This window comes from Paenibacillus sp. J22R160, assembly GCF_059692135.1.
On record NZ_JCAUAU010000003.1, the window covers coordinates 309029 to 329668 of the forward strand.

The following is a 20640-nucleotide window of genomic DNA, read 5'->3' on the forward strand; positions in this document are numbered from 1 at the left end:
TCTGCCATCATTTAATGAGTTCTGTCGGGTTCATGCCGGTAAATTTCTTGAAAAGCGTGCTGAAATAGGGTACGTTTTTGTAGCCCACACGCTCCGCCACTTCATAAACGAGCATGTTTCTTTCCAACAGCAGTTCTCTTGCCTTCTCAATACGCACGCGTGTTAGGTAGGTATTGAACGTTTCGCCGGTCATATTTTTGAAAATGATCGACAAATGATTCCGCGAGATATACACCTTATCCGACAAATCGGCAAGCGTCATATCATCTGCGTAATGCTCATGGATATATTGTGTCATGAAATCGACAGCTTGTCTGTGTTTGCTGTTCCCTTTCCATTGCCTGCTGCTGAAAATAACAGATATTTTGGCAGTCAGCCAATCCGCTAATTGCCCCGGCAAAGTCAATCCGACCATTTCTTTCACAATCTGATCATTCGGGAAAATATCATCGAGCACCATGCCGACCTCATAGAGACAATAGGCAAAAATGCCCCACAACTCCCCCGCCAGCATTTGCACATAATCCGGTGTTATCCCTTTTTGTTCCTTCAACTGCTGGGTATACTGTGCCACAAGCTGCTGAGCCTGCGATTCCTGGGAAGCCTTCATAGCACCGGCTAATTCAAAATAAAACTTGGCCGGCCGCATCACAAGCGTCCCTTGATCGTTTCTCATCTCCTCGCTATAAACGAACAAATCATAAGCCGAATCAACGCGACGATCCCGTAAATCAATCGCTTGGAACGCTTCCTCCGTCGAATCTGGCATTTCGGTCCACGCTTCTTTGGTACCTCCGATGCCAACACGAATGACCAGCTTCAAATAGCTATTGATGCAATCGATGAGCCGGATCCCCAGCTTGCTAAGCTTCTGCTCCAGCTCTTGCTGTGAACTGTCAGCTGTGGGATGAAGGATAAGTACCGCCCTTGTTCCATGAAGCTCTACATATTCAACAGCTGCAAAAGCTTCGCGCGCCACCTCACAGACGATATTGCTAATCGCAAAACGGAACAAGCTCCAATCCGGCAGAGACAGGTCCGATGTGCGAACATCACGAATCAGGTCGATGCCAATGACTACATGCTTGCTCTCGCACCAAAAACGGTAAGGACCCGGCAGCCGATCCTCATTCCGATAGGAGCTGTCCAGGGTTCCGGCCACCGCCGACTTTACCCACTCTTTTTCAATAAAAGGCTCGTACAGCATTAATTTCTGTTGCAACTCATCCTGCTTGATCCGCTTCTCTTCTTCTTCCATCAGCTCTCCGATGGCTTTTCCAAGAATCGTTTTTAACGTAGGGACACTAATTGGCTTAGATAAATAATCACTAACATTGCACCGAAGTGCCTGCCTCGCATGCTCAAAATCTGAATATCCGCTCAAAATAATAATTTTCCCGCAAAAGCCATCTTTCCTTAGCTGCTCAATCATATCAAGACCATTCATGACCGGCATATAAATATCCGTAATGACAATATCTGGGGCAGCCGTTCGAATGAGCTCCAGTCCGTCCTGTCCGTTCAGCGCTTCTCCAACCCAATCTGCGTCAAGCTCTTCCCAAGGTATCGCTCGTTTCATTCCTTGAAGAACCTGGCGCTCATCGTCAATGATAGCGATCTTCCACACAACGCCTGCCTCCTTAATTTCAACCTTTGTTCAATCATAACTGCTGCTACGTCATATACCATTGGCCCGGAACAGGCTTTTGTTCCAGGCTTAATTATCCCCTATTTGAAAACATACCTTTATACTACCAATTCAGGCTCATCTTTGAAAGAAGAGGAATGCACGATTTATTTTAAAATACAACGAACTAGTCCGCTTTCTCCAGCTGATCCTTTACGGGCGGTTGAGCCAGACGGGGAAGCACAATGATCACACGTGTTCCTCCTTCTGGCCGATCCTGCAGCGTAATGCCATACTCGCCGCCGAAATATCCCGCTATCCGCTCCCTGACATTTCGTATACCATAACCGCCTGTATAGCGTTTATGTTTCTTCTCTACCATTTGCTGAAGACCAATCCCATTGTCATCTATTATAATTTGAAGGTTATCCAGCGTAGCCAGCAGTCGAATTTGAATGTGGCCTTGACTGCGCGAGTTAAAACCATGAACGATCGCATTCTCCACAAAAGGCTGAAGTGTTAACTTCGGGATGAACAGCTTACGAATGTCAGGGGACGCCTCGATGCCATACTCGAGCCCTGTTCTCCACCTCAGCTGCTGAATCTCCAAATAACACTCGATGTGCATAAGCTCCTCATCGATGGTAATAAAGCTGTCCCCATTCGAGAGGCCAATCCGAAACATGCGTCCCATTAGCTCCAGAATACGGCTAATCTCATCCTGACCCGCTTCGATAGCCATCCAATTCAGCTGATCCAGCGTATTGTAGAGGAAATGCGGGTTAATGTTCGCCTGAAGCGCCTCAATTTCCGCCTTTCGCTGCTGTTCGTATCTGCGCTGCAAGGAGAGATATAACTCCTCGATTCGTTCATTCTGTTTGCGGTATCCAGCGAACAAATAACCGAACTCATTTTGATAATCGACTGGAAGCTCCACATTGTTACCGCCTACGGAATAGACGCCCATTGCGCTCACGAGTTTCTTGATGGGCTTCGTGAATTGGCGGCTCAAGAAATGCGTTAAAATCAGCGTTAGCAGGACAGCAGCAATACCAATGATACCGATGACTTCGGCCAGCCTGATACTGCCTGCGGTAATTTGCTGCCAAGGGGTAATTTCAACCAACGTCCAGGTAGAATCGAGTAACTTCGAATAAACCAGGAGGGAATCGCCCGCTTCACTGCTGCCCTTGGTGCGTAAGAAGCCCGATTGCTTCTGTTTCGCATCGCTTTCCATCCATTTGGACAGTTCGTTATGATCGGGGATCTGACCAATTTTCAAAAACTGCTCTCCACGCGAGTCAATCATGAGTCGATTCGTTTCCGAAGAATGTCCCGCCAGCAAGCTTCTGATCTGATCCGCCTTCACGTGAATGACCAATACACCTAAGTATTTGTCGTCATACACGATTTTTCTGGCAAAGCTCAGAACGGGCACATCGCCTTGAAAACTTGGAATTAAATGCTCGATCGACCATGTGAAGTCGTTCCCCGTCAACAGCTCAGACCAAGACTGCTTGTTCAAATCCGCCATGTCTCGAAACTGAATGTAGCTCTTTGCATCGCCTTCTAGCGGTCGATTCATATACAAATCAATCCCTTGGATGAGCGGAATTGAATACGTCAAGTTCGCGAGCGCCTTCTCAACGCTCATTGAACTCCGATAGCGGTCGAACTCATCCTGCTTATTAACCAGGAAGGTGATGAGCTCGTTGTCGCGCGACGTAGATAGAGAGATTTGTTCAATGGTAACAAGCCTTGTCGTGATTTCGTTATTCAACTCATCGAGCAGCTTCTGTTGGTATTGAAACGTCGTTTGGGCAAGCTCCCTTGACGAAATGCTATAACTGGCCCATACGCTGCAAGCCAATACTACAATGATAAATCCAGCAAAACTACGGAAAAACAGATGATCGATTCTAAACTTTTTGAAAGGATTCGTCATGCGGTCTTCGCTCCCATTAAGTATCCGATTAGGCGAAAGAAACGGTAAAACAACGAACTTCCTCGTCGCTTTACCGTTCTATGAATTCCTTATTTGTTTTTCATCTTATCCTTTAATGCCCGTTGTTGCAATCCCTTCGACAAAGTACTTCTGCAGGAACATGAAGACCAGTGTCGCAGGCACAATCGATACAAGCGACATCGCCAGCAGCTGTCCCCACTCCTGACCGGACTGGGAATCATTAATCATCCGGAGAGCCAGACCAACGGTGTACTTATCGACCGAGTTAATATAGAGCAGATGCCCCAAGAAATCGTCCCAGTTCCAAAGGAAGCAGAAAATCATGACCGTAACAATTGCTGGTTTCGTAAGCGGCATAACAATTCGCCAATAAATACCGAACCAAGAGCAGCCGTCTATTTTCGCCGATTCATCCAGTTCTTTGGGAATACCGCGCACGAATTGGATGAGCAGGAAGACGAAGAATGTTCCACCGGCGCCGCTAGCGAGCAAATGAGGCACAATAAACGGCAAGTACGTGTTCACCCAACCCAATTGATGGAACATTGCATACTGCGGGATAATGAGCACTTGTCCAGGAAGCATCAGCGTGACCATTAGCAGTGAGAACCAGAAGGTTTTTAGCGGGAAATCCAATCTTCCGAAACCGAATGCGACAAGTGTGCTGGAGATCAAAGTTACGGCAAGAACAGCAGCTTCTAGTCCGAACGTGTTGAGGTAAAAGTCAGTGAACGAATGTCCCGGAACCGAATTCCAGCCATTTACGAAATTGCTCCATTGCGGCGACGCAGGAAAAAGGTTCGGCGAACTCAATTCACTATTGGATTTGAGCGATGCGCCGATCCACCAGAGGACCGGATAAGCCATCAATAAACTGAAGGCAATCATGAATAGGTGACGGACAGCTTGATTCCATTTGATCGTCATTTGTTCTTTTTACCTCCTGTATCGGTTTCGTAAAATACCCAGTATTTGGAGGTGCCCGCAATAATAGCCGCCACGATTACAATCATAATGAGCATAATCCAGGCCAGCGCAGATGAGTACCCCAATTGGTACCGGCTGAAGGCCCTTTCGTATAAATACATGGCATAGACGTAAGTCGAGTTCATCGGACCGCCGTTTGTTATGACGTAAGCCGAGGTGAACATTTGAAACGCGCTAATAACACCCATAATCAGGTTGAAATATAATGTCGGTGAGAGCATCGGAAGCGTAATTTTAAAAAATTGCACAAACCGGTTCGCTCCGTCCACTCCGGAAGCTTCATACAGATCATTTGGGATTTGTTTGAGTCCCGCTAAGAAAATAACCATGGAAGATCCGAATTGCCATACGGTTAATAAAATAAGCGTCCACAAGGCCGTGCTCGGATTAGTAATCCAGCCAATTCCTTGAATGCCGAACTTCGCAAGGATTTCATTAAAAATACCATCGACGCCGAAAATGTTCCGCCACAGCAAGGACACCGCGATGCTGCCCCCAATCAGCGATGGAAAATAGATCGCCGTACGATAAGCGGAGATCCCTCTCATCGCTTTGTTCAACAGTAAGGCGACTAGTAAAGCCGCAGCTAGCTTCAAAGGTACGGAGGCGAGCACGTAAAGGAACGTGATTTTTACCGATTGTAGAAACTTCGCGTCTGCTGTAAAAATTCTCTCATAGTTATGAAATCCAACCCAACTGATGGGCTCCATCAACGTATAGTCAGTAAAGGAATAGTACAACGATAAAAACATGGGATACGCTGTAAGCCCGAAAAATCCGAGCAGCCACGGTAAAATAAATAAATATCCCGCAATTGGCGCGTCCCAGCGACTTAGGAAAGAACGGCGTTTCTTCGTGCTCGCAGCGGCTTTCACGGCAACGGCTGTGGAACGATTCATGTAAGTTCACCTCTGCAGTTAGTCTGATTGCTTGTATACCTCAAGTATAAAGGCTGCGCGCCAGGTACTAAATGAGAGGAATCATCGAATTCTTTCAAAATATCCCGAAAAGCGGAGATGTGGAGGGATGGCGAGGGGAATAGAGCGGAGAAAGAGTACACCACGATATGCTTAACGCCGATTACTCCGGTTAACTGCTGCCTCCGACCGACTTACAACCGCAGTAACTGGAAACTCCACTTCAATTCCCCACCTCTAAACCACCTCCTGCACCAGTAACTGGAATTTCTACCGCTAATTCGCACACCCTACCCACTTCTAACCCCAGTAACTGGAGTTTCTCCTGCTGATTCGTGTACCACACACTCTTCGACCGCGGCAACTGGAATTTCTACCACTAATAAGTACACCCAACCCGCCTCACCCCAGCAACTGGAATTTCTCCTGCTAATTCGCACACATCAACCACTTCTAACCCCAATAACTGGAATTTCTCCTGCTAATTCAGCCAAATTGTGGCTTATTCTCAAACTATCGAAGATTTAGATGGAGTTTTTCCAGTTATTTCGGTGCCTGAACCTATGTGGATGAAATTAGCGGTAGATTTTCCCTTTATTCTATATCAGCCGTAGGGAACGACGAGGTGTGGAATTTTGTTGATGTGTATGGGATCGTCAATATCTCAAAAAAACTATTGCAAAAAAGAACATTTGTTCTATAATGGAAATAAGAGACGAAGCACGTCCCGATCCATTCCTACGAATGGATTCGGGGCGTTTTTTATTTTGCTAAAGGGGTTGTGATCATGACATTTGAAGAAGCACACGCAACATTGATTCACCTTCATACCGAAAACAGATCGGGAGAGCGTAGGGGCAGACTGGAAAGAGGGCACCAACATGCCGAAATACTGTTTCTAAGGAACGTCTGGTGGCCTCTAAGAGGCAACTTCAAAGATCTTCATCCTGAATATGAAGTACTTGATTGGCGGGGAAGATCCTATTTTGCAGATTTCGCTTGGATGCCGGGATACGTTAAGCTGCTCTTTGAGATCAAAGGCTACGCTTCGCATGTGCGTGACATGGATAGACAGAAATACTGCAACGAATTGAACCGTGAGACGTTTCTTCATGCTATGGATTACCATGTTATTTCCTTTGCTTATGACGATGTTGAGCAGCGCCCAGACCTATGCATCACCTTGCTTCGTATGGTGCTAAGCAAATATCAGCCCAGTCAAAAGCCTGTTTCACGCGTACAGCTTGCTGAAAAGGAGATTATTCGACTGGCAATAGAGCAGTCGCGACCTCTGCGCCCGAAGGATGTTGAGCTTCATTTTGAGATCGATCACAAGACAACTGTGCTCATATTGAAAAGAATGTGCACGAAAGGTCTACTCCATCCTACTTTCAGCGGAAGCAAGGAAAGAATCGTCCGATATGCACTAGCCCGGGAGGCGATAGAGTACTTTTGATGAGTGCAGAATTCATTTGATTAACGCCGATGACTTCTACTATTTTCCGCAACTGCCCCACGTTTCAGCACATATTAAGAGTAGGTTTTCCGGGTTTTCCGGGGTTTCCGGGATTCCCGCTATTACGCCCGAGCCATCACACGCATAAAAAAGAAGCAGCCAAAACCTGCTGCTCCATCACTAATATTAATAAATCTTTCTCCCCAACACATCGGCAATGCCGCTTTTGCGGTAGAAATACGTGTTGATCATATCGCGCCATTCTTTCGCATGCGCAGCCTGTTCCGCAAGGCGATCCGCTACGTGCTTATGCACCAGCTCGCCCACGCTTCCTTCCAGGTTAGCCCACTTAGTCACCAGCTGCTCAGCCCGCTCCACGCCTTCAAAATGCGTGTTATAAATATGCTGAATCACGGTTTGGCCAGAGTGCAGCACATGCGTATACGGCACGTGATGGAAAAACAGCAGCAGCTCATCCGGGCAGTTTTCAACCGACTCGTACGTGTCGTAATTGTTGCCTTTGTACTGCGCTGCATACCCAGTGCCTGTCGCCTTCGTCCGATCGACACCAATGCCATGACAATCCGCAAAGTGGTATGTCCCCCACTTCGAATACTCGTAACCGTCTACGTTCGGACCGTAGTGATGGTCTGGATTTACCATCCAGCCTACACCGAGCGGCGACGTATACGCTTCATAGATGCTCCATGAGTCCATGAGCATGCCCATAACCACGCTGACCAGCTTCTCGTCTCCGCCAAGTGTCATGCGAATCCATTCTTCCGCAATCTCTTCAGCGGACAGCTCTGGATTCCACGCCAAACGGCCGTAGCCATACAGGTTTGCCTGCGCCAACAAATGGCCTGTCCAATTGACATCGTTACCGATATTGGAGACGGCAGCAAAACCGCTTAATCGATTGCCGTGCAAAGAGCCATCGACAATACGTTTAATGCTGGAGCCTTCGCCTTTGGCGTAAGTCTCGAAATCGAGCACTTCTTTCCACTGTGGAACAAGATAGCACAAATGGCGCTGCTGACCGGTATATTCCTGTGTAATCTGGAATTCGATCATTTGATTCGTCGTCTCCATGGCTCCAATTAGCGGAGAAACAGGCTCCCGCACCTGGAAATCCATCGGGCCATTCTTCACCTGCAAAATGACATTATCCATGAATCTTCCATCCAGCGGTTTAAAATGATCATACGCCGCCCGTGCCCGATCGGTCGCACGGTCACGCCAATCCTGCTTGCAGTTATATACGAAGCAGCGCCAAATCACAATGCCGCCGTAAGGCTTAAGCGCCTCCGCCAGCATATTCGAGCCGTCCGCATGATCGCGGTCATACGTAAATGGACCTGGGCGATTCTCCGAATCCGCCTTCACCAGGAAGCCGCCGAAATCAGGAATCGCGGCGTACACTTCAGCTGCTTTAACACGCCACCATTCGCGTACAGCAGGATCGAGAGGATCGGCTGTCGATAGGCCGCCAATTTCAAGCGGGCTGGCATAGTTGACGCTCAAGAACAGCTTGATGCCGTATGAACGGAAGACAGCTGCTACCCTAGCAACATCCGGCAGGTACTCCTCAGTCAAGAATTTCGTTTCCCATTGGTGAACGTTCACATTATTCATGGAAATCGCATTGAGCCCCGAAGAAGCTAGCAGCCTCGCATAATCGCGAACACGTGTCAGATCCTCCGTGATGCGGTTGTTTTCAAAGAAAATCGACTTGCCTGCGTAGCCCCGTTCAATACTACCATCGATATTATCCCATTGATTGATCATGCGCAGCATGTTCACTGGGTTTTCAATAACATCTAACGCTTTCACTGATTGATGAGTGCTGAACAGTCGAAGTAGATGAAAGACGCCATACAAAACACCAGATGCCGATGAAGCACCGACTACTATATTTCCGCTTGCTTGATCCGTTTTGATCGCGAAACCTTCATGCACAACAGTTGATCGAGTCTCTTGGCCAAATGCGCGATCTACCAGCGCATTACCGCCGCCAAATGTGCCCAGCGCAATAACAGCTCTGCCTTCGCCAATCTCCTTACCCAACATCTTGCTGATGCCGCGGGATAGTTCCAGGACGGCCGACTGAATCACTTCATCCTTTTCCGTACAAACAATTCCACTGTACACCGCATATTGCTCAACTAATTCGCCGGGTGTTATTGTATGATATTCTAGCCACGCCTGGTAGCCAGTTTGTTGCGCCTTTATATCGCTCATGAGAAAAATTTCCTCTCCCTGTAATGACTATTCTAATATTTCAATGACTGTATGTTTGTTGTGTCTGTATGTTTATTGTGTCTGTATGTTTATTGTGTCTGTATGTTTGTGTTGTGCGTATTGATGTGTATTGTCTGGCCCACTAAACCGATTGAAAAACCGGCACTTCCGATATGAAATGTACAGGCAGACTGGGAAATAACGCCCCCATCATCTCTGCCAAATATTTCATTCCCGGTTCCTCGCTTTCAGCATGTCCGAGTGCAATTAAAGCCAGCTTTCTCCCTTGGTGAGCGGCATCACGCACATACTCTGGCGTTTCCCATTCGGGACCTTCCCCCGCGATGATCACGTCAACACCTTCCTGGAAGAGAGGAATAGCCATCCCTCCCCCGCCTCTGTACCCCGCAAGCAGCCCTATGCGCGTGCAAGTCATTGACCCATCTCCGGCAACTCGGACAAAAGAGATACCCAGCTTATTTTTCACATACAGGGCAAGCTCCTTCACCGTCATTGGTGGAACCGTCAGCAACGAGGCTGCAGGTCTATTTTCCGTTACAAAGGGTGTCCATTCTAAAGCTTGAATTAAGCCAGTCATGATGCCATCCGGCCGATATCGATGCCAATAATCGTGGAACCGGAAGATGGCAATCCCAGAATCCTCGATAAGTTTTTGCTTCGCTTGATAAACGGGATCATTTGAAAGCATCACAATCTGGTCATGATGATGATAAAAAGTGCCTTCATGCGTTATGAGCAAATTCACATCCATCTCGATAGCCTTTTGAATCACATAATGTGTTGCCATGAACGTCGTTGCAATGCCCTTTACTTCCATCGACGGATCACCGGATTTCAGTGTGTCAACCGTCACATCTAGCCGTCCAACCGGCTCGATTAACTGATTCAGGATATCTTGAACACGGATCGCCATAACCATAACCCCCTTTCTCTTCCGAGTTGTACAAAAAACAGCAAGAGCCGGAACAGGCATGTCCCGGACTCGTTTTTGCCTTATTTCTCGTATGCTTGTGCAGCCACTTTCAATTGTTCAAAAGCTTTCTCTGGTGTCGATTTCCCAAAGCTTAGCTGATCACGAACAAGCGGCCAATCCTTGTCGATGTAATTCGTCCAACCTTTGACGCCTGGATTCCACGTTTGACCGTCTTTCTCGGTTGCGTGCAGGAGCTCAGATCCAATTTTGTCTACGTCGCTCATGCTGGACTCCAGCGAGGCAGCAATTTCTTTGTTGACTGGCAAACCGCGTACGGTTGTCAAAATCTTTGCAGCTTCCGGATCGTTGACGAACCAATCCACGAATTTTTTTGCTTCTTCCGCTTTCTTGGATGTTGCGGAAACGCCCAGGTACAAGGATGGTTTCAACCAGCCGCCCGCTTCAACCGTGCGAGGCATTGTTACGAGTGCATAAGCGCCCTTTTTCAAGCTATCCCATGAACCGTAGTTGCTGGAAAAGCCCATACGGAACAAAATTTTACCGTTAACCATCAAATCCATTTTCGGATCAAACTCTTTATCGGAGGAGTTCACATCCGCAGGTGGCACGATGCCATTTTTGCGCATCTCATCAAAATTACGCGTCCACTCTAAGAAGGTAGCCTGATCAACATTGAATTTCCCCGTCTCCGATACGACCATGCCTTTTCCTTTCGCATATTGGAATGCGGAGTAAGCGAAATAGTCACCAGCATAATCCTTCGTGAAGTATTGACCTTCAGGAAGTTTCGTTTTTGCTTCCTTCGCGAGCGCGAAGAAATCATCCCATGACCAGCCATTTTGCGGTGCTTTCAAGCCAAGCTTGTCCATGGCAGCTTTATCATAGACCATCCCGTATGCTACTGAACCTAACGGCATAGCATATTGCTTGCCTGCAGCCTGGCCACCGGACAATACTTTTGTATCAATTTTAGCCACATCAACACCTGTCAGCGGAGCCAATTGATTGCGGCCCGCCCAATCCGAAATCCAGCCTGGATCAAGCTGCATAATATCCGGTGCATTATTGGCAGCTGCTTGCGTAGACAGCTTGTCCAAATATCCGTCAATACCGGAATACTCAGGCTCAAAAGTAACGTTCGGGTGCTTTTCCGTATACAATTTCAATGCAGCGAGTGTCGCCTCATGACGAACCGTCGCTCCCCACCACATAATGCGCAATTTCACCGGTTCATTCGATGCCGCAGCTGTTGTTGCTGCCGCTGTACCTTGTGAATCTGCCTTACTATTTGTATTGCCGCCGTTTGCGCAGGCTACTAGAGACCCGGCCAACGCGGTCGCTAACACAACTCCTAGAGAACGCTTCCAATTAATCATCGTGTGTAATCCCCCTACTTCGTCAGTGATGTTTTGCTTACATTTATAGTACCAATAGTGGATTATGCTTTATATAAGAGAGATGCACGATTTATTTTAAAATTACCCGATAATGATCATCATTATAGGCAACCTCTGATTCTTATGCAAAGTTTAACATAATACCTTCAAGTAAATAAAAGGAATTCAAGCTCAAATGTGGAATAATAGTAGTTATCAATTAATGAAACGATTAAACCCAAAATGTCTAGGAGGCTGTTTAGCATGAGATCAACGGGGATTGTAAGGAAAGTTGACGAGTTAGGACGCATCGTTTTGCCGATTGAGCTTCGACGCACGCTGCACATTGATATTGGTGACGCGATTGAAGTTTATGTCGATCCGGAGCGTATCACATTGAAAAAGTATATGCCTGCTTGCGTGTTCTGCGGTAATTTCGAGAACATGAGCTACTTCAAAGGTAAAATGGTTTGCAGCTCCTGCGTTGATGAAATTAATTAAAAAAAGCCTCCGTCCGTTAAGCTGACTGTCATCAGCTGCTGCGGCACAGAGGCTTTTTTATTTACTTCACTTCTACGTTCACTTGATTCGGACGATACACAGCTAACAATACACCTTCCCGATCTGTTGCAAACATGACTGTACGTTCCGTTTCAAGCTCAAAGGCATAGCTGCAGCTTGTACCCGGATCTCTCACTTCGATCTCTGTATCTACGCTGTACTCCGACACAAAATATACAGTTATGCGCATCCGCCTCTTAGCACCATTGAGCTCGCGAAAGAATCGCTCGGTATTCGTGCAGTGGAAACACTCCTGTACCGGCTTAAACACCCAGGGAGACAAGCTGAGAAAATCATCCTCTCGTCACGCTTCATCGCGCGAGATTCCGGATAAATGAATAAAGGCATATAGCATTGGCTCCTAGAGCCGCTATACGCCTTTTTCTGTATTAAAAGAGCTTACAATCGAGAGAGTAGGATGGATACGAGCATACCTGCAATCGCGATCCAAAATAAATAGGAACGCAGCACACGCTTTAAGCTCTTATCTTGACGTTCCATGACTGCCTTCTTCCGGGCAGAACTAGAATTCGTCTCCGCATCTAACTCATCTGTAACTTGTGAGCGCCAGTTCACGAATTGAAACCCAATTCCGCTGACCACAACGGAAATCATTAGTAAAATCAAAGAACCCATAAATAGTTTGTCCGAAATGGACTGCATCATATATCTAACCTTTCTGTCTTCGCCTCATTTGCCTTTCTATTATACTGCAAATGTGGCCCTGAATGCACATGAAAGCCCCAATCCGAGGATAACATATGGATTGGGGCTTTCTCATTTTAAAATTATAGCGTTTTATCGCCGGGTTTCCAGTTCGCCGGACAAAGTCCTCCGGCTTGAAGCGCTTGAAGCACACGCAACGTCTCGTCTACAGAACGTCCAACGTTCATGTCTGTAACGACTTGGTAGCGCAGTACGCCTTCTGGGTCGATAATGAACAAACCGCGGTGAGCTGCGCCTGTTTCATCATCCAATACGCCATAAGCGCGTGCTGTTTCTTTGGAGAAATCGCTGACAAGCGGGAATTTCACGGGGCCGATACCGCTTTGATCACGCGGCGTTTGTGTCCAGGCTCTATGCGTGTACACACTATCCACGGATGCTCCCACGATTTCGCAATCCAAGTCTAGGAACTCCTCATAGTTGTCGCTGAAAGCGGTAATTTCTGTTGGACATACATAGGTGAAATCGAAAGGCCAGAAAAAGAAAACAAGCCATTTGCCTCTATAGTCCTCAAGTGAAATTTTTTCTTCTAAAGTTTCCATATTTTTAGTGGACAGCAGTGAAAAAGTTGGTGCTGGCAGCCCTATTTTAGCAAAAGATTGGGAAGGTTGTACGGTTAATTGTGTCATGGTTCGCTCTCCTCTTTATATATCTATTTTTATTTTTATGAGTTAGACAGTTACTTCAGCCAAAGCTTTTTTGAGTTTGGTCACGTTGAGACCTAGAATTTTGTGTTCGCCAATCACCGTTACCGGCAGCGACATCATGCCCATATCATGAAGCTCTTGACCAAATTGATCATTTAAATCAATATTTCTTTCTTCATAGGCGACTTGCTGATCAGTTAAGTATTTTTTTAACTGCTGGCAGTAAGGGCAATTCGTGCTTGAATAAACAATGACATTAGACATATGATTTCATCTCCTCGTAGGTTAAAGGTTATTTATATTGCGGGATCAATTGGGCCCGTTTATTAATAAATTTATCAACAGCCATGGCCGCAATTGCCCCATCCGCTGCCGCAACGACCGCTTGTTTAACAGGTGTGCGTCTAACTTCTCCTGCGCCGAAAACGCCTGGAACCGATGATTGCATCGAACTGTCGAGAATCATAAAGCCTTCCTCATCCAGCGGAACTTGGCCCTGCAGGAAGTCTGTCCCGGGCTTGCTGCCTGATAAGAAGACGAAAACGCCATCCACCTCAAGAACTTCCTCCGTACCAACGCCTGTGCGAATACGAAGTCCCTCTACCTTATTGGTGCCAATCACTTCAAGCGGTTTGGCTTTATAGAGGATGTCCGTTCCCGGTATCTCCGGGGTATGATGAACGCCTTGCAGCTCGGGGCGCGGTACCACGAAGTGGATCTTTTCAGCAAATTTACTTAATGCTTGGGCTTCTTCCAGCGCTTCTTCCGAATCACCGATGACAGCGACCGTTTTTCCTTCAAAAAAAGCTCCGTCACACGTTGCACATGTACTAACGCCACGCCCTAGCAGGTTCTCTTCACCAGGAAGCATACGGTTGCGTCCTTTCGACCCCGTTGCAATGATAATTGATTTGCCTTCATACATACCGTCCGCCGTAAACACGACTTTCGTCTCATCTTCCACATCTACAGCCGTAATTGTCGTTTGAATGAATTCAGCGCCGAAGCCTTTTGCTTGCTCCCGCATCGTATCCAGCAGATCCTTGCCTGACAATTCTCCAGTCACGCCTGGATAATTCGCAATTTTGTGCGTGATGGCCAAAGCTCCCGTGTTCGGCGCCTTGTCAATCACCAGCGTCTTCAAGTTCCCTCTAGATGTATATATGGCAGCTGAAGCTCCTGCCGGACCTGCTCCAATAATAATGACATCGTACATCGCCGCTGCACCCTTTCTATCCGCTCAACTGCTTGTCCACTGATAATCGATATCAGATAATAATTATTATAAATAAATTAAAATGAAAGTCAATACTTTTTAATAATTATTATAAATAAGAAAAAGAACCGAGGATTCTCTTCAGAGAATGTCCTCGGTTCTAACGATCGTGTTAAATGCCAGGATAGCCTGGGGCATATGGATAGTAAGGATTAGGCGGGTAGGGGTAAGGATATCCGTAAGGAGGATATGGATAGTAGGGATCAGCCGCACCGTATAGAAGTGGGGCTACTACCCATGGAAGTGCATTGTTGAAACCGCCGCCGGGGTAGAAACCGCCATGAAATCCAGGGCCGCCGAAACCGGGGCCAATGTGACCAAATCCAGGTCCGAATCCAGGGCCATGACCAATACCACCGTGCCCTATGCCACCAATACCACCAATACCGCCATGCCCAGGGCCACCGATTCCACCAACACCGCCAATACCGCCATGCCCAGGGCCACCAATGCCACCGTGTCCGATGCCTCCGCCATGTAAACCGCCACCAACCGGCGGACGAAATTCTTGTTCTTCAGGTCTCGTCATTAAAGGATCACTCACATTCTTGTATAGTTGAAATGCCTAATACACTGTATGTGTGTGAATGCCTAGTTGGTGAATAGTTCGCTGAAATTGGGCGAAAAATAAACCTGGAACCCTCTATTTACAGAAGGTTCCCGGCTACTTAGTTAATTGAATTCGACATCCGCTTTTGCATCTGCCTCAGCACTCGCTTTTTTTTGTTCATAGGCATCCCTAAACGTATCAACAATCTTTGTATCATATCCATTATCCGATAACTTCGTGGTCAAATCGTTCATCATTTGATTGAAAACCTCATCCGTTTGAGCGATTTTCGAATTTGCCTCTTCAAGTAAACTTTGATCTTTTGTTATTTTATATTGATCCTTTAGCGCTGTGAGTTCATCCTGGCTTTTCTTCTGAAGCTGTAATAACTGTGCCACCGTATCGGATGTAATCGAATCATACGAAGGTTTCGTTACACCTCCGCTGCCACCACCACCGATTACACCTCCGCCTCCAGCTGCTGGAGCTTGAGGATCCGGTTTAGGAGTCTCCGGTATCTTCACCTCAGGATCCTTCTTATCCGGAGCCGTCACAGCTGAAACCGTATAGGTCACAGGATCCCAACTAATCGTTTTGCCCACAGACTCAGAGAAGAAACGAATAGGCACATAGAGACTACTGTCGAAGATATAACCTGGTAAATCCTCAGAAGGGCTCTTCGCGACACCATCGAAAATAAAGGCAACCTTCTCCTTGTATACATTTAGTTTGCTGGATACTAACTTTGTTTTGTCTACCTTTTCATTGCTTTTCGAATAAACCTGCGTGTTGAGCTTGTACTCTTTGATGTTAATTTTGTCTGTTTCTTTAGGTTCGGAAATCGTGACAGTGTATGTATCCGCGTCCCATTTCACTGCCTTATCCAAAGAATAAGAGATGAATCTGATCGGGACATAAGTACTGCCTTCATAGATAAAACCCATTTGACCTTCCGGCGGCGCGTATTCTTTACCGTCGAATGTGAAGTGCATTGGGACTTGATATACATCCACATCAACAGGTGTTTGTGCGGCGGATGCCACGGTACTCATTCCCATTAATAGAGCTAATGATAATCCTGCTGCTGCTTTGATATGTTTTTTCACCTAGATGGACACCTCGTTTAGTTATTTGGGTTGTAACGTATTTTTTTGAAAATGGTTGCTATCAATTTTTCATCAGCCAACACATAGGTAGTTAGTACTATCCTAAGTTCTAAGTGGTATTGATATCACTTTGTTTAATCATAAAATAGTTATTTTAAAAATGAGATCTAAATTTGCAGGAAAAAAGGAGCAATTATGAGAATTACCACATTAGCTGCTTACATTGGTTAAATACTACATCTCTTTTTAATACGTCTATTCAAATGTATTTAAGCATAAAACAATGAGGTGCGACATATTGGTCAATGGTATCGATGAAAACAAAAGTGATCACATTTTTCTGTTTAAAGGCTGTTTATGGGGCTTGCTAATTACAATCCCATTGTGGATTGTAATTATCTATTTACTAACAAAATACCTGTAAACTTTCCTTTCTTAAAAAAGGCTTAAACATAAAAAAGCACCCTATAGGGTGCTTAATCAATAATTTTATAATAAACAGACTTTTCTAATGCTCTCATTTCCTATTTCAAATCGCTGACCCTCTTCTGCCGAACAATGAGTACTAGAATTGGAACCAACATGTTCATGAATCTCATTTACAAACATAGCCTCAGCCATCAGATCTGCTCGTTTAGCAATTGCAAATAAACTAAAATAAAAAACACACCCCACAATCCAAAGAATACTTAATATGATCCAAATCATATTCTACTCTACCTCCCAATAGTTTGTTCCACATAAGAATCAGACGGAGGCCGTATCCGATAGCTGGCTGACATACTGGTTATTTTCCAGTTTAGTCCCTTTAGCTTTGCGTCACTGACTTTCATCAATTTTGCCATTGTCTTACGATTTATGTGATTGTCGTATATAGGATTATTTTAGCAAACGATACAAATGTGACATCAGCCATTAGAACTATTAATTCAATTCAACAATGAACCAAAAGTACTATACAAGTCAGCACCCACCGTTTAATACCGAGAAAGTTCCTACCATGATGATTCACCTACAGTTTCCATGTGAGCTCTCAGCACTACTTAGCTGTAAGAGCTTTCTCTATCTGACCAATTGCACTACTTTGCGCTGCTTGCTTCATAGAATAATAGGTTTGTTTCCACCCATCAATCTCAGCAGAGCCTACTCCCGCATTAATTGAATCCGAGAGAATCCCATTAAAGCTAGCATCGCACTTCGACTCCGCATCCACAAACTTTTGCATAAACATGCTTTGTAGTTCTTTAAGACCTAAATCTTTGTTTCCTTTCTTCGCACTTACCACACCGGAAACAAGATTGTTGATATTTCCTTGGCAGCTGGCTTTCAATGAAGTTAATTTGGAGTTATAAGTTTCGAGAAGTGCTGGATCTATCTTCTGATTTGTAGGAGCAGGCGACGGCGGGAGTTGAACCGTTAACTGGTCTTTTTCATCTTCAACAGAACTCTCTTGTATATTATTCGTCTGTTGGACTTGTTGGCTTTTCTGCGAATTTCCCTTGTCCTGTAACTCTCTAAGGATTTTTTTGCGTTCTTCCGGGTCATACACGCCAATTAACTCAATTGGATAATTAGGGTCAAGTATTTTTAACTCCTTTCCATAAGGTGTAGTAATCGCTCTCAGTGACTCTATTTCCTCTTTTGTAAGCTTAGAAAGAAGTAAATCGCGGATTTTTTGTTTTTCATTATTTGAAAGATTATCACTTGCCTGACCTGTTAAGTAATATACTTCTTTCAGACTAAGACCTGATTTGAGTAGGATAGCCGCTGCATCTAATGCATCTTGCGATTGGATGGGTTTGGATGCAAATTCATTAGCTTTATCAACAGGGGAAGAAATAAAAGAAGGAAGAGTCGCAGAATATGTTTTGTTACCATCTTCTAACCCTTCTCCTTGTTTTCCAACGACATTATTGCTAATAGGTACGTGTCGTCTCAACACATCTTCCACTTGAATAGAATGAATTTTGTAATAAATATATCCTATTGCCACAAATAATATGATAGATACCGAACAAACTATCCATAAAGTCCAGCGGATCCAAGGTTTTAATTTTTTCACAATAGGTACATCCTCATTTCTTGCAGTTCTAACATAACTTCAATTTTTAATATATTTCCTCATCAGACATAAATAGGCTTCCTTTTCACAGCCTGGTTGGCTACTTTCAGTAAATACTTACCATATTCATTTTTAATCATAGGCTCTGCCAAATTTAAAAGCTGCTCCCGCGATATGTATCCTCTATTAAAAGCAATTTCCTCAAGACATGCTATTTTTAAACTTTGTCTCTTCTCTATGGTCTCAATGAACTGTGAAGCTTGTAATAAAGATTCATGTGTACCGGAGTCCAGCCAAGAATACCCTCTACCGAGTATCTCAACATTTAACTGCTCTAGAAGCAGATACTCTTTATTAATATCAGTTATTTCAAGTTCACCACGAGCGGAAGGTCTAATTCTCTTGGCCATCTCAACAACTTTATTATCATAGAAGTAAAGTCCAGTGACTGCATAATTCGACCGAGGTATATTGGGTTTCTCTTCAATCGAAATGGCCTTTCCTCTTTCATCAAAGTCAACGACACCGAATCGCTCCGGGTCATTCACATAATAACCGAACACTGTCGCTCCACTGCTCCGATCAGTCGCTTTTTGAAGCATTTCTGTAAGTCCGTGACCATAAAACAGATTATCGCCTAAGATTAATGCGACGGAATCATCGCCAATAAAGCCTTCAGAAATAATAAAGGCTTGTGCAATCCCATCTGGAGAAGGTTGAACCGAGTAGGAAAGAGAAATACCAATATCCTCACCACCCCCCAATAATTGTTTAAATCTGGGGGTGTCCTCTGGGGTAGAAATGATGAGAATATCTTTGATTCCAGCTAACATCAAAACAGACAATGGGTAATAAATCATAGGCTTATCATATATAGGAAGCAACTGCTTCGATATCGTTTTAGTGAGTGGATATAATCTCGTTCCGCTTCCACCGGCTAAAATAATTCCTTTCAAAATTGAACGACTCCTTTACTGCTTAATAAGTTTTGGACTTTCTTTTATTACAGACGATTTACTCATCTGAACTTCAGTTGTTAAGAAGAGTTGTTCATATTCATTTACTATTTTTGACCAAGAATAATCTTGGTCGATCCGTCGTTTTGCCTTATATGATAAACTAGCAATCATTTCAGGAGAAAAATGATCCATCTGATTAACCATTGACGCAAGTGAGCCTTTTTGTTTATTGAAATAAACAGCCCCATCCAAAGCCACTTCATTATTAAAATTAACATCTAGTAGCAAATTTAACTTGGTTGAAGCCAAAGCTTCCAGTAATGAAGGGTTCGTCCCTCCTACTTCGTGGCCATGCAAATAACCATACGCCAGCTCCCGAATCTTTTTCAACAACTCTTGATCGTAAACAGTTCCAACAAATTTTATTCTAAGATCCGCGCTAAATTGCGTGCGTTCCGATAAACCTTGGAAGAATTGATTCTGTTCCACATTTGTAATAATGACTAAGTCTTTTTTTGTATTCGACCTCATAAATTCACGAATCATTAATTCGTAGTTATTTTCCGGTACAAATCTTCCTACTATTAAGTAGTATTCGTTAACTCTAATACCATGCTGCGCAGTCCAAACTTGTAGTTTCTCTGAATCATCTGATAGATTTGATCCTTCCATATCTGCACCATACGCGATAAAAGCTGTAGTAGGGTTGTATGACTTATACTCTGACTGTATGTAGCTCTTAATACCTTTGGAATCACAGATCAATAGATCCGCATGTTTAACCATCAAACTTTCTGACACTTTCCAATACTTTTTTATAGCGGCATTCCATTTACTACGTTTCCATTCGTGACCATCAGGATTTACGCAAACCGTAACTCCCATTTTCTCCAATTGCCTTTTATAGAAATAAAAAAAAGGCCCTATCCGGCAGGCCAATATATATACGGTACAATTTATTAATTTGTGTTTGCGAATATAATCAATGCATCTGCGGATGCTCAAAACATCATACAGTACCGCGGTCGCCCCACCAATTTTCTTGGTCTTCACATTAAAGCATCGAGCACCATTATGTTCGAATTCTTCGTTGTTATCTGCCAAGCATGATACGTGATAACGAATATTTCCATTTTGCTGCCGCATGGTAAGTTGTTCTACGAATGTTTCGAAACCGCCGTATTTGGCGGGTATTCCTTTTGAGCCTATTATGAATATGTTTTTCATA

General features: G+C 44.8%; 20 protein-coding genes and 1 riboswitch. Of the genes, 3 read left to right on the forward strand and 17 right to left on the reverse strand.

Annotated features, from left to right (window positions below):
- Positions 1–7: 7 nt before the first annotated feature.
- From AC58UW_RS08470 to AC58UW_RS08485, 4 genes are all read right to left on the reverse strand, one after another.
- Positions 8–1627 (reverse strand): response regulator transcription factor, encoded by a 1620-nt coding sequence (locus AC58UW_RS08470; protein ID WP_497420251.1) that lies wholly within the window; start codon positions 1625–1627, stop codon positions 8–10.
- Positions 1628–1814: 187 nt separating this feature from the next.
- Complete coding sequence (locus tag AC58UW_RS08475; RefSeq protein WP_497420252.1) at positions 1815–3572, reverse strand: cache domain-containing sensor histidine kinase; 1758 nt, start codon at positions 3570–3572, stop codon at positions 1815–1817.
- A 105-nt stretch (positions 3573–3677) separates the two neighbouring features.
- A complete protein-coding gene (locus AC58UW_RS08480; protein WP_497420253.1) occupies positions 3678–4520 on the reverse strand; it encodes a carbohydrate ABC transporter permease in 843 nt (280 codons plus the stop codon).
- Positions 4517–5479 (reverse strand): carbohydrate ABC transporter permease, encoded by a 963-nt coding sequence (locus AC58UW_RS08485; RefSeq protein ID WP_497420254.1) that lies wholly within the window; start codon positions 5477–5479, stop codon positions 4517–4519. The genes AC58UW_RS08480 and AC58UW_RS08485 overlap by 4 nt, the downstream gene beginning before the upstream one ends.
- Positions 5480–6284: 805 nt before the next feature.
- Between AC58UW_RS08485 and AC58UW_RS08490 the strand changes: the two genes are divergently transcribed.
- Positions 6285–6953 carry a hypothetical protein gene (locus AC58UW_RS08490; RefSeq protein ID WP_497420255.1) on the forward strand — a complete coding sequence of 223 codons (669 nt, stop codon included), beginning with the start codon at positions 6285–6287 and terminating at the stop codon, positions 6951–6953.
- 186 nt (positions 6954–7139) lie between these two features.
- On the opposite strand, the gene AC58UW_RS08495 is transcribed toward AC58UW_RS08490, so the two are convergent.
- The 3 genes from AC58UW_RS08495 to AC58UW_RS08505 form a co-directional block, all read right to left on the reverse strand.
- Positions 7140–9194, reverse strand: coding sequence for an alpha-glucuronidase family glycosyl hydrolase (locus AC58UW_RS08495; RefSeq protein WP_497420256.1), 2055 nt, complete (start codon positions 9192–9194; stop codon positions 7140–7142).
- 142 nt (positions 9195–9336) lie between these two features.
- Complete coding sequence (locus AC58UW_RS08500) at positions 9337–10128, reverse strand: Nif3-like dinuclear metal center hexameric protein (RefSeq protein ID WP_497420257.1); 792 nt, start codon at positions 10126–10128, stop codon at positions 9337–9339.
- Positions 10129–10208: 80 nt separating this feature from the next.
- Positions 10209–11525 (reverse strand): ABC transporter substrate-binding protein, encoded by a 1317-nt coding sequence (locus AC58UW_RS08505; protein WP_497420258.1) that lies wholly within the window; start codon positions 11523–11525, stop codon positions 10209–10211.
- Between the two features lie 264 nt (positions 11526–11789).
- On the opposite strand from AC58UW_RS08505, the gene AC58UW_RS08510 reads away from it, so the two are divergent.
- Together AC58UW_RS08510 and AC58UW_RS08515 are read left to right on the forward strand one after the other, a co-directional pair.
- Positions 11790–12026, forward strand: a complete 237-nt coding sequence (locus AC58UW_RS08510; protein ID WP_497420259.1) for an AbrB/MazE/SpoVT family DNA-binding domain-containing protein — start codon at positions 11790–11792, stop codon at positions 12024–12026.
- Between the two features lie 265 nt (positions 12027–12291).
- Positions 12292–12420, forward strand: a complete 129-nt coding sequence (locus AC58UW_RS08515) for a hypothetical protein (protein WP_497420615.1) — start codon at positions 12292–12294, stop codon at positions 12418–12420.
- Positions 12421–12485: 65 nt separating this feature from the next.
- Here AC58UW_RS08515 and AC58UW_RS08520 read toward each other — a convergent pair whose 3' ends face one another.
- From AC58UW_RS08520 to cps2T, 10 genes are all read right to left on the reverse strand, one after another.
- Positions 12486–12752 (reverse strand): hypothetical protein, encoded by a 267-nt coding sequence (locus AC58UW_RS08520; RefSeq protein ID WP_497420260.1) that lies wholly within the window; start codon positions 12750–12752, stop codon positions 12486–12488.
- A gap of 122 nt (positions 12753–12874) precedes the next feature.
- Positions 12875–13441, reverse strand: a complete 567-nt coding sequence (locus AC58UW_RS08525) for a peroxiredoxin (protein WP_315955284.1) — start codon at positions 13439–13441, stop codon at positions 12875–12877.
- Between the two features lie 42 nt (positions 13442–13483).
- Complete coding sequence (locus AC58UW_RS08530; RefSeq protein WP_497420261.1) at positions 13484–13723, reverse strand: glutaredoxin family protein; 240 nt, start codon at positions 13721–13723, stop codon at positions 13484–13486.
- 28 nt (positions 13724–13751) lie between these two features.
- Positions 13752–14675 (reverse strand): NAD(P)/FAD-dependent oxidoreductase, encoded by a 924-nt coding sequence (locus AC58UW_RS08535; protein ID WP_497420262.1) that lies wholly within the window; start codon positions 14673–14675, stop codon positions 13752–13754.
- A 172-nt stretch (positions 14676–14847) separates the two neighbouring features.
- The gene (locus tag AC58UW_RS08540) at positions 14848–15279 is read right to left on the reverse strand and encodes a hypothetical protein (protein WP_497420263.1); all 432 of its coding nucleotides are present in this window, start codon (positions 15277–15279) and stop codon (positions 14848–14850) included.
- Positions 15280–15407: 128 nt separating this feature from the next.
- A complete protein-coding gene (locus AC58UW_RS08545; RefSeq protein WP_497420264.1) occupies positions 15408–16391 on the reverse strand; it encodes a stalk domain-containing protein in 984 nt (327 codons plus the stop codon).
- Between the two features lie 489 nt (positions 16392–16880).
- Positions 16881–17099, reverse strand: coding sequence for a hypothetical protein (locus AC58UW_RS08550; protein WP_497420265.1), 219 nt, complete (start codon positions 17097–17099; stop codon positions 16881–16883).
- 55 nt (positions 17100–17154) lie between these two features.
- A riboswitch (cyclic di-GMP riboswitch) is annotated at positions 17155–17244 on the reverse strand.
- Between the two features lie 186 nt (positions 17245–17430).
- A complete protein-coding gene (locus tag AC58UW_RS08555) occupies positions 17431–18453 on the reverse strand; it encodes a hypothetical protein (RefSeq protein WP_497420266.1) in 1023 nt (340 codons plus the stop codon).
- Positions 18454–18515: 62 nt separating this feature from the next.
- Positions 18516–19409 (reverse strand): glucose-1-phosphate thymidylyltransferase RfbA, encoded by an 894-nt coding sequence (gene rfbA, locus AC58UW_RS08560; protein ID WP_497420267.1) that lies wholly within the window; start codon positions 19407–19409, stop codon positions 18516–18518.
- Positions 19410–19424: 15 nt separating this feature from the next.
- Positions 19425–20639, reverse strand: a complete 1215-nt coding sequence (gene cps2T, locus AC58UW_RS08565; RefSeq protein WP_497420268.1) for a beta 1-4 rhamnosyltransferase Cps2T — start codon at positions 20637–20639, stop codon at positions 19425–19427.
- Position 20640 lies beyond the last annotated feature (1 nt).

Excerpts from the sequence above, each read along its gene's own strand:
- AC58UW_RS08525 (WP_315955284.1), bottom strand. The coding sequence starts at position 13,441 with ATGACACAATTAACCGTACAACCTTCCCAATCTTTTGCTAAAATAGGG.
- AC58UW_RS08550 (WP_497420265.1), bottom strand. The coding sequence starts at position 17,099 with ATGATTTGGATCATATTAAGTATTCTTTGGATTGTGGGGTGTGTTTTT.
- AC58UW_RS08505 (WP_497420258.1), bottom strand. The coding sequence starts at position 11,525 with ATGATTAATTGGAAGCGTTCTCTAGGAGTTGTGTTAGCGACCGCGTTG.
- AC58UW_RS08530 (WP_497420261.1), bottom strand. The coding sequence starts at position 13,723 with ATGTCTAATGTCATTGTTTATTCAAGCACGAATTGCCCTTACTGCCAG.
- AC58UW_RS08485 (WP_497420254.1), bottom strand. The coding sequence starts at position 5,479 with ATGAATCGTTCCACAGCCGTTGCCGTGAAAGCCGCTGCGAGCACGAAG.
- AC58UW_RS08500 (WP_497420257.1), bottom strand. The coding sequence starts at position 10,128 with ATGGCGATCCGTGTTCAAGATATCCTGAATCAGTTAATCGAGCCGGTT.
- AC58UW_RS08495 (WP_497420256.1), bottom strand. The coding sequence starts at position 9,194 with ATGAGCGATATAAAGGCGCAACAAACTGGCTACCAGGCGTGGCTAGAA.
- AC58UW_RS08510 (WP_497420259.1), top strand. The coding sequence starts at position 11,790 with ATGAGATCAACGGGGATTGTAAGGAAAGTTGACGAGTTAGGACGCATC.
- AC58UW_RS08520 (WP_497420260.1), bottom strand. The coding sequence starts at position 12,752 with ATGATGCAGTCCATTTCGGACAAACTATTTATGGGTTCTTTGATTTTA.
- AC58UW_RS08490 (WP_497420255.1), top strand. The coding sequence starts at position 6,285 with ATGACATTTGAAGAAGCACACGCAACATTGATTCACCTTCATACCGAA.
- AC58UW_RS08535 (WP_497420262.1), bottom strand. The coding sequence starts at position 14,675 with ATGTACGATGTCATTATTATTGGAGCAGGTCCGGCAGGAGCTTCAGCT.
- cps2T (WP_497420268.1), bottom strand. The coding sequence starts at position 20,639 with ATGAAAAACATATTCATAATAGGCTCAAAAGGAATACCCGCCAAATAC.
- AC58UW_RS08480 (WP_497420253.1), bottom strand. The coding sequence starts at position 4,520 with ATGACGATCAAATGGAATCAAGCTGTCCGTCACCTATTCATGATTGCC.
- AC58UW_RS08475 (WP_497420252.1), bottom strand. The coding sequence starts at position 3,572 with ATGACGAATCCTTTCAAAAAGTTTAGAATCGATCATCTGTTTTTCCGT.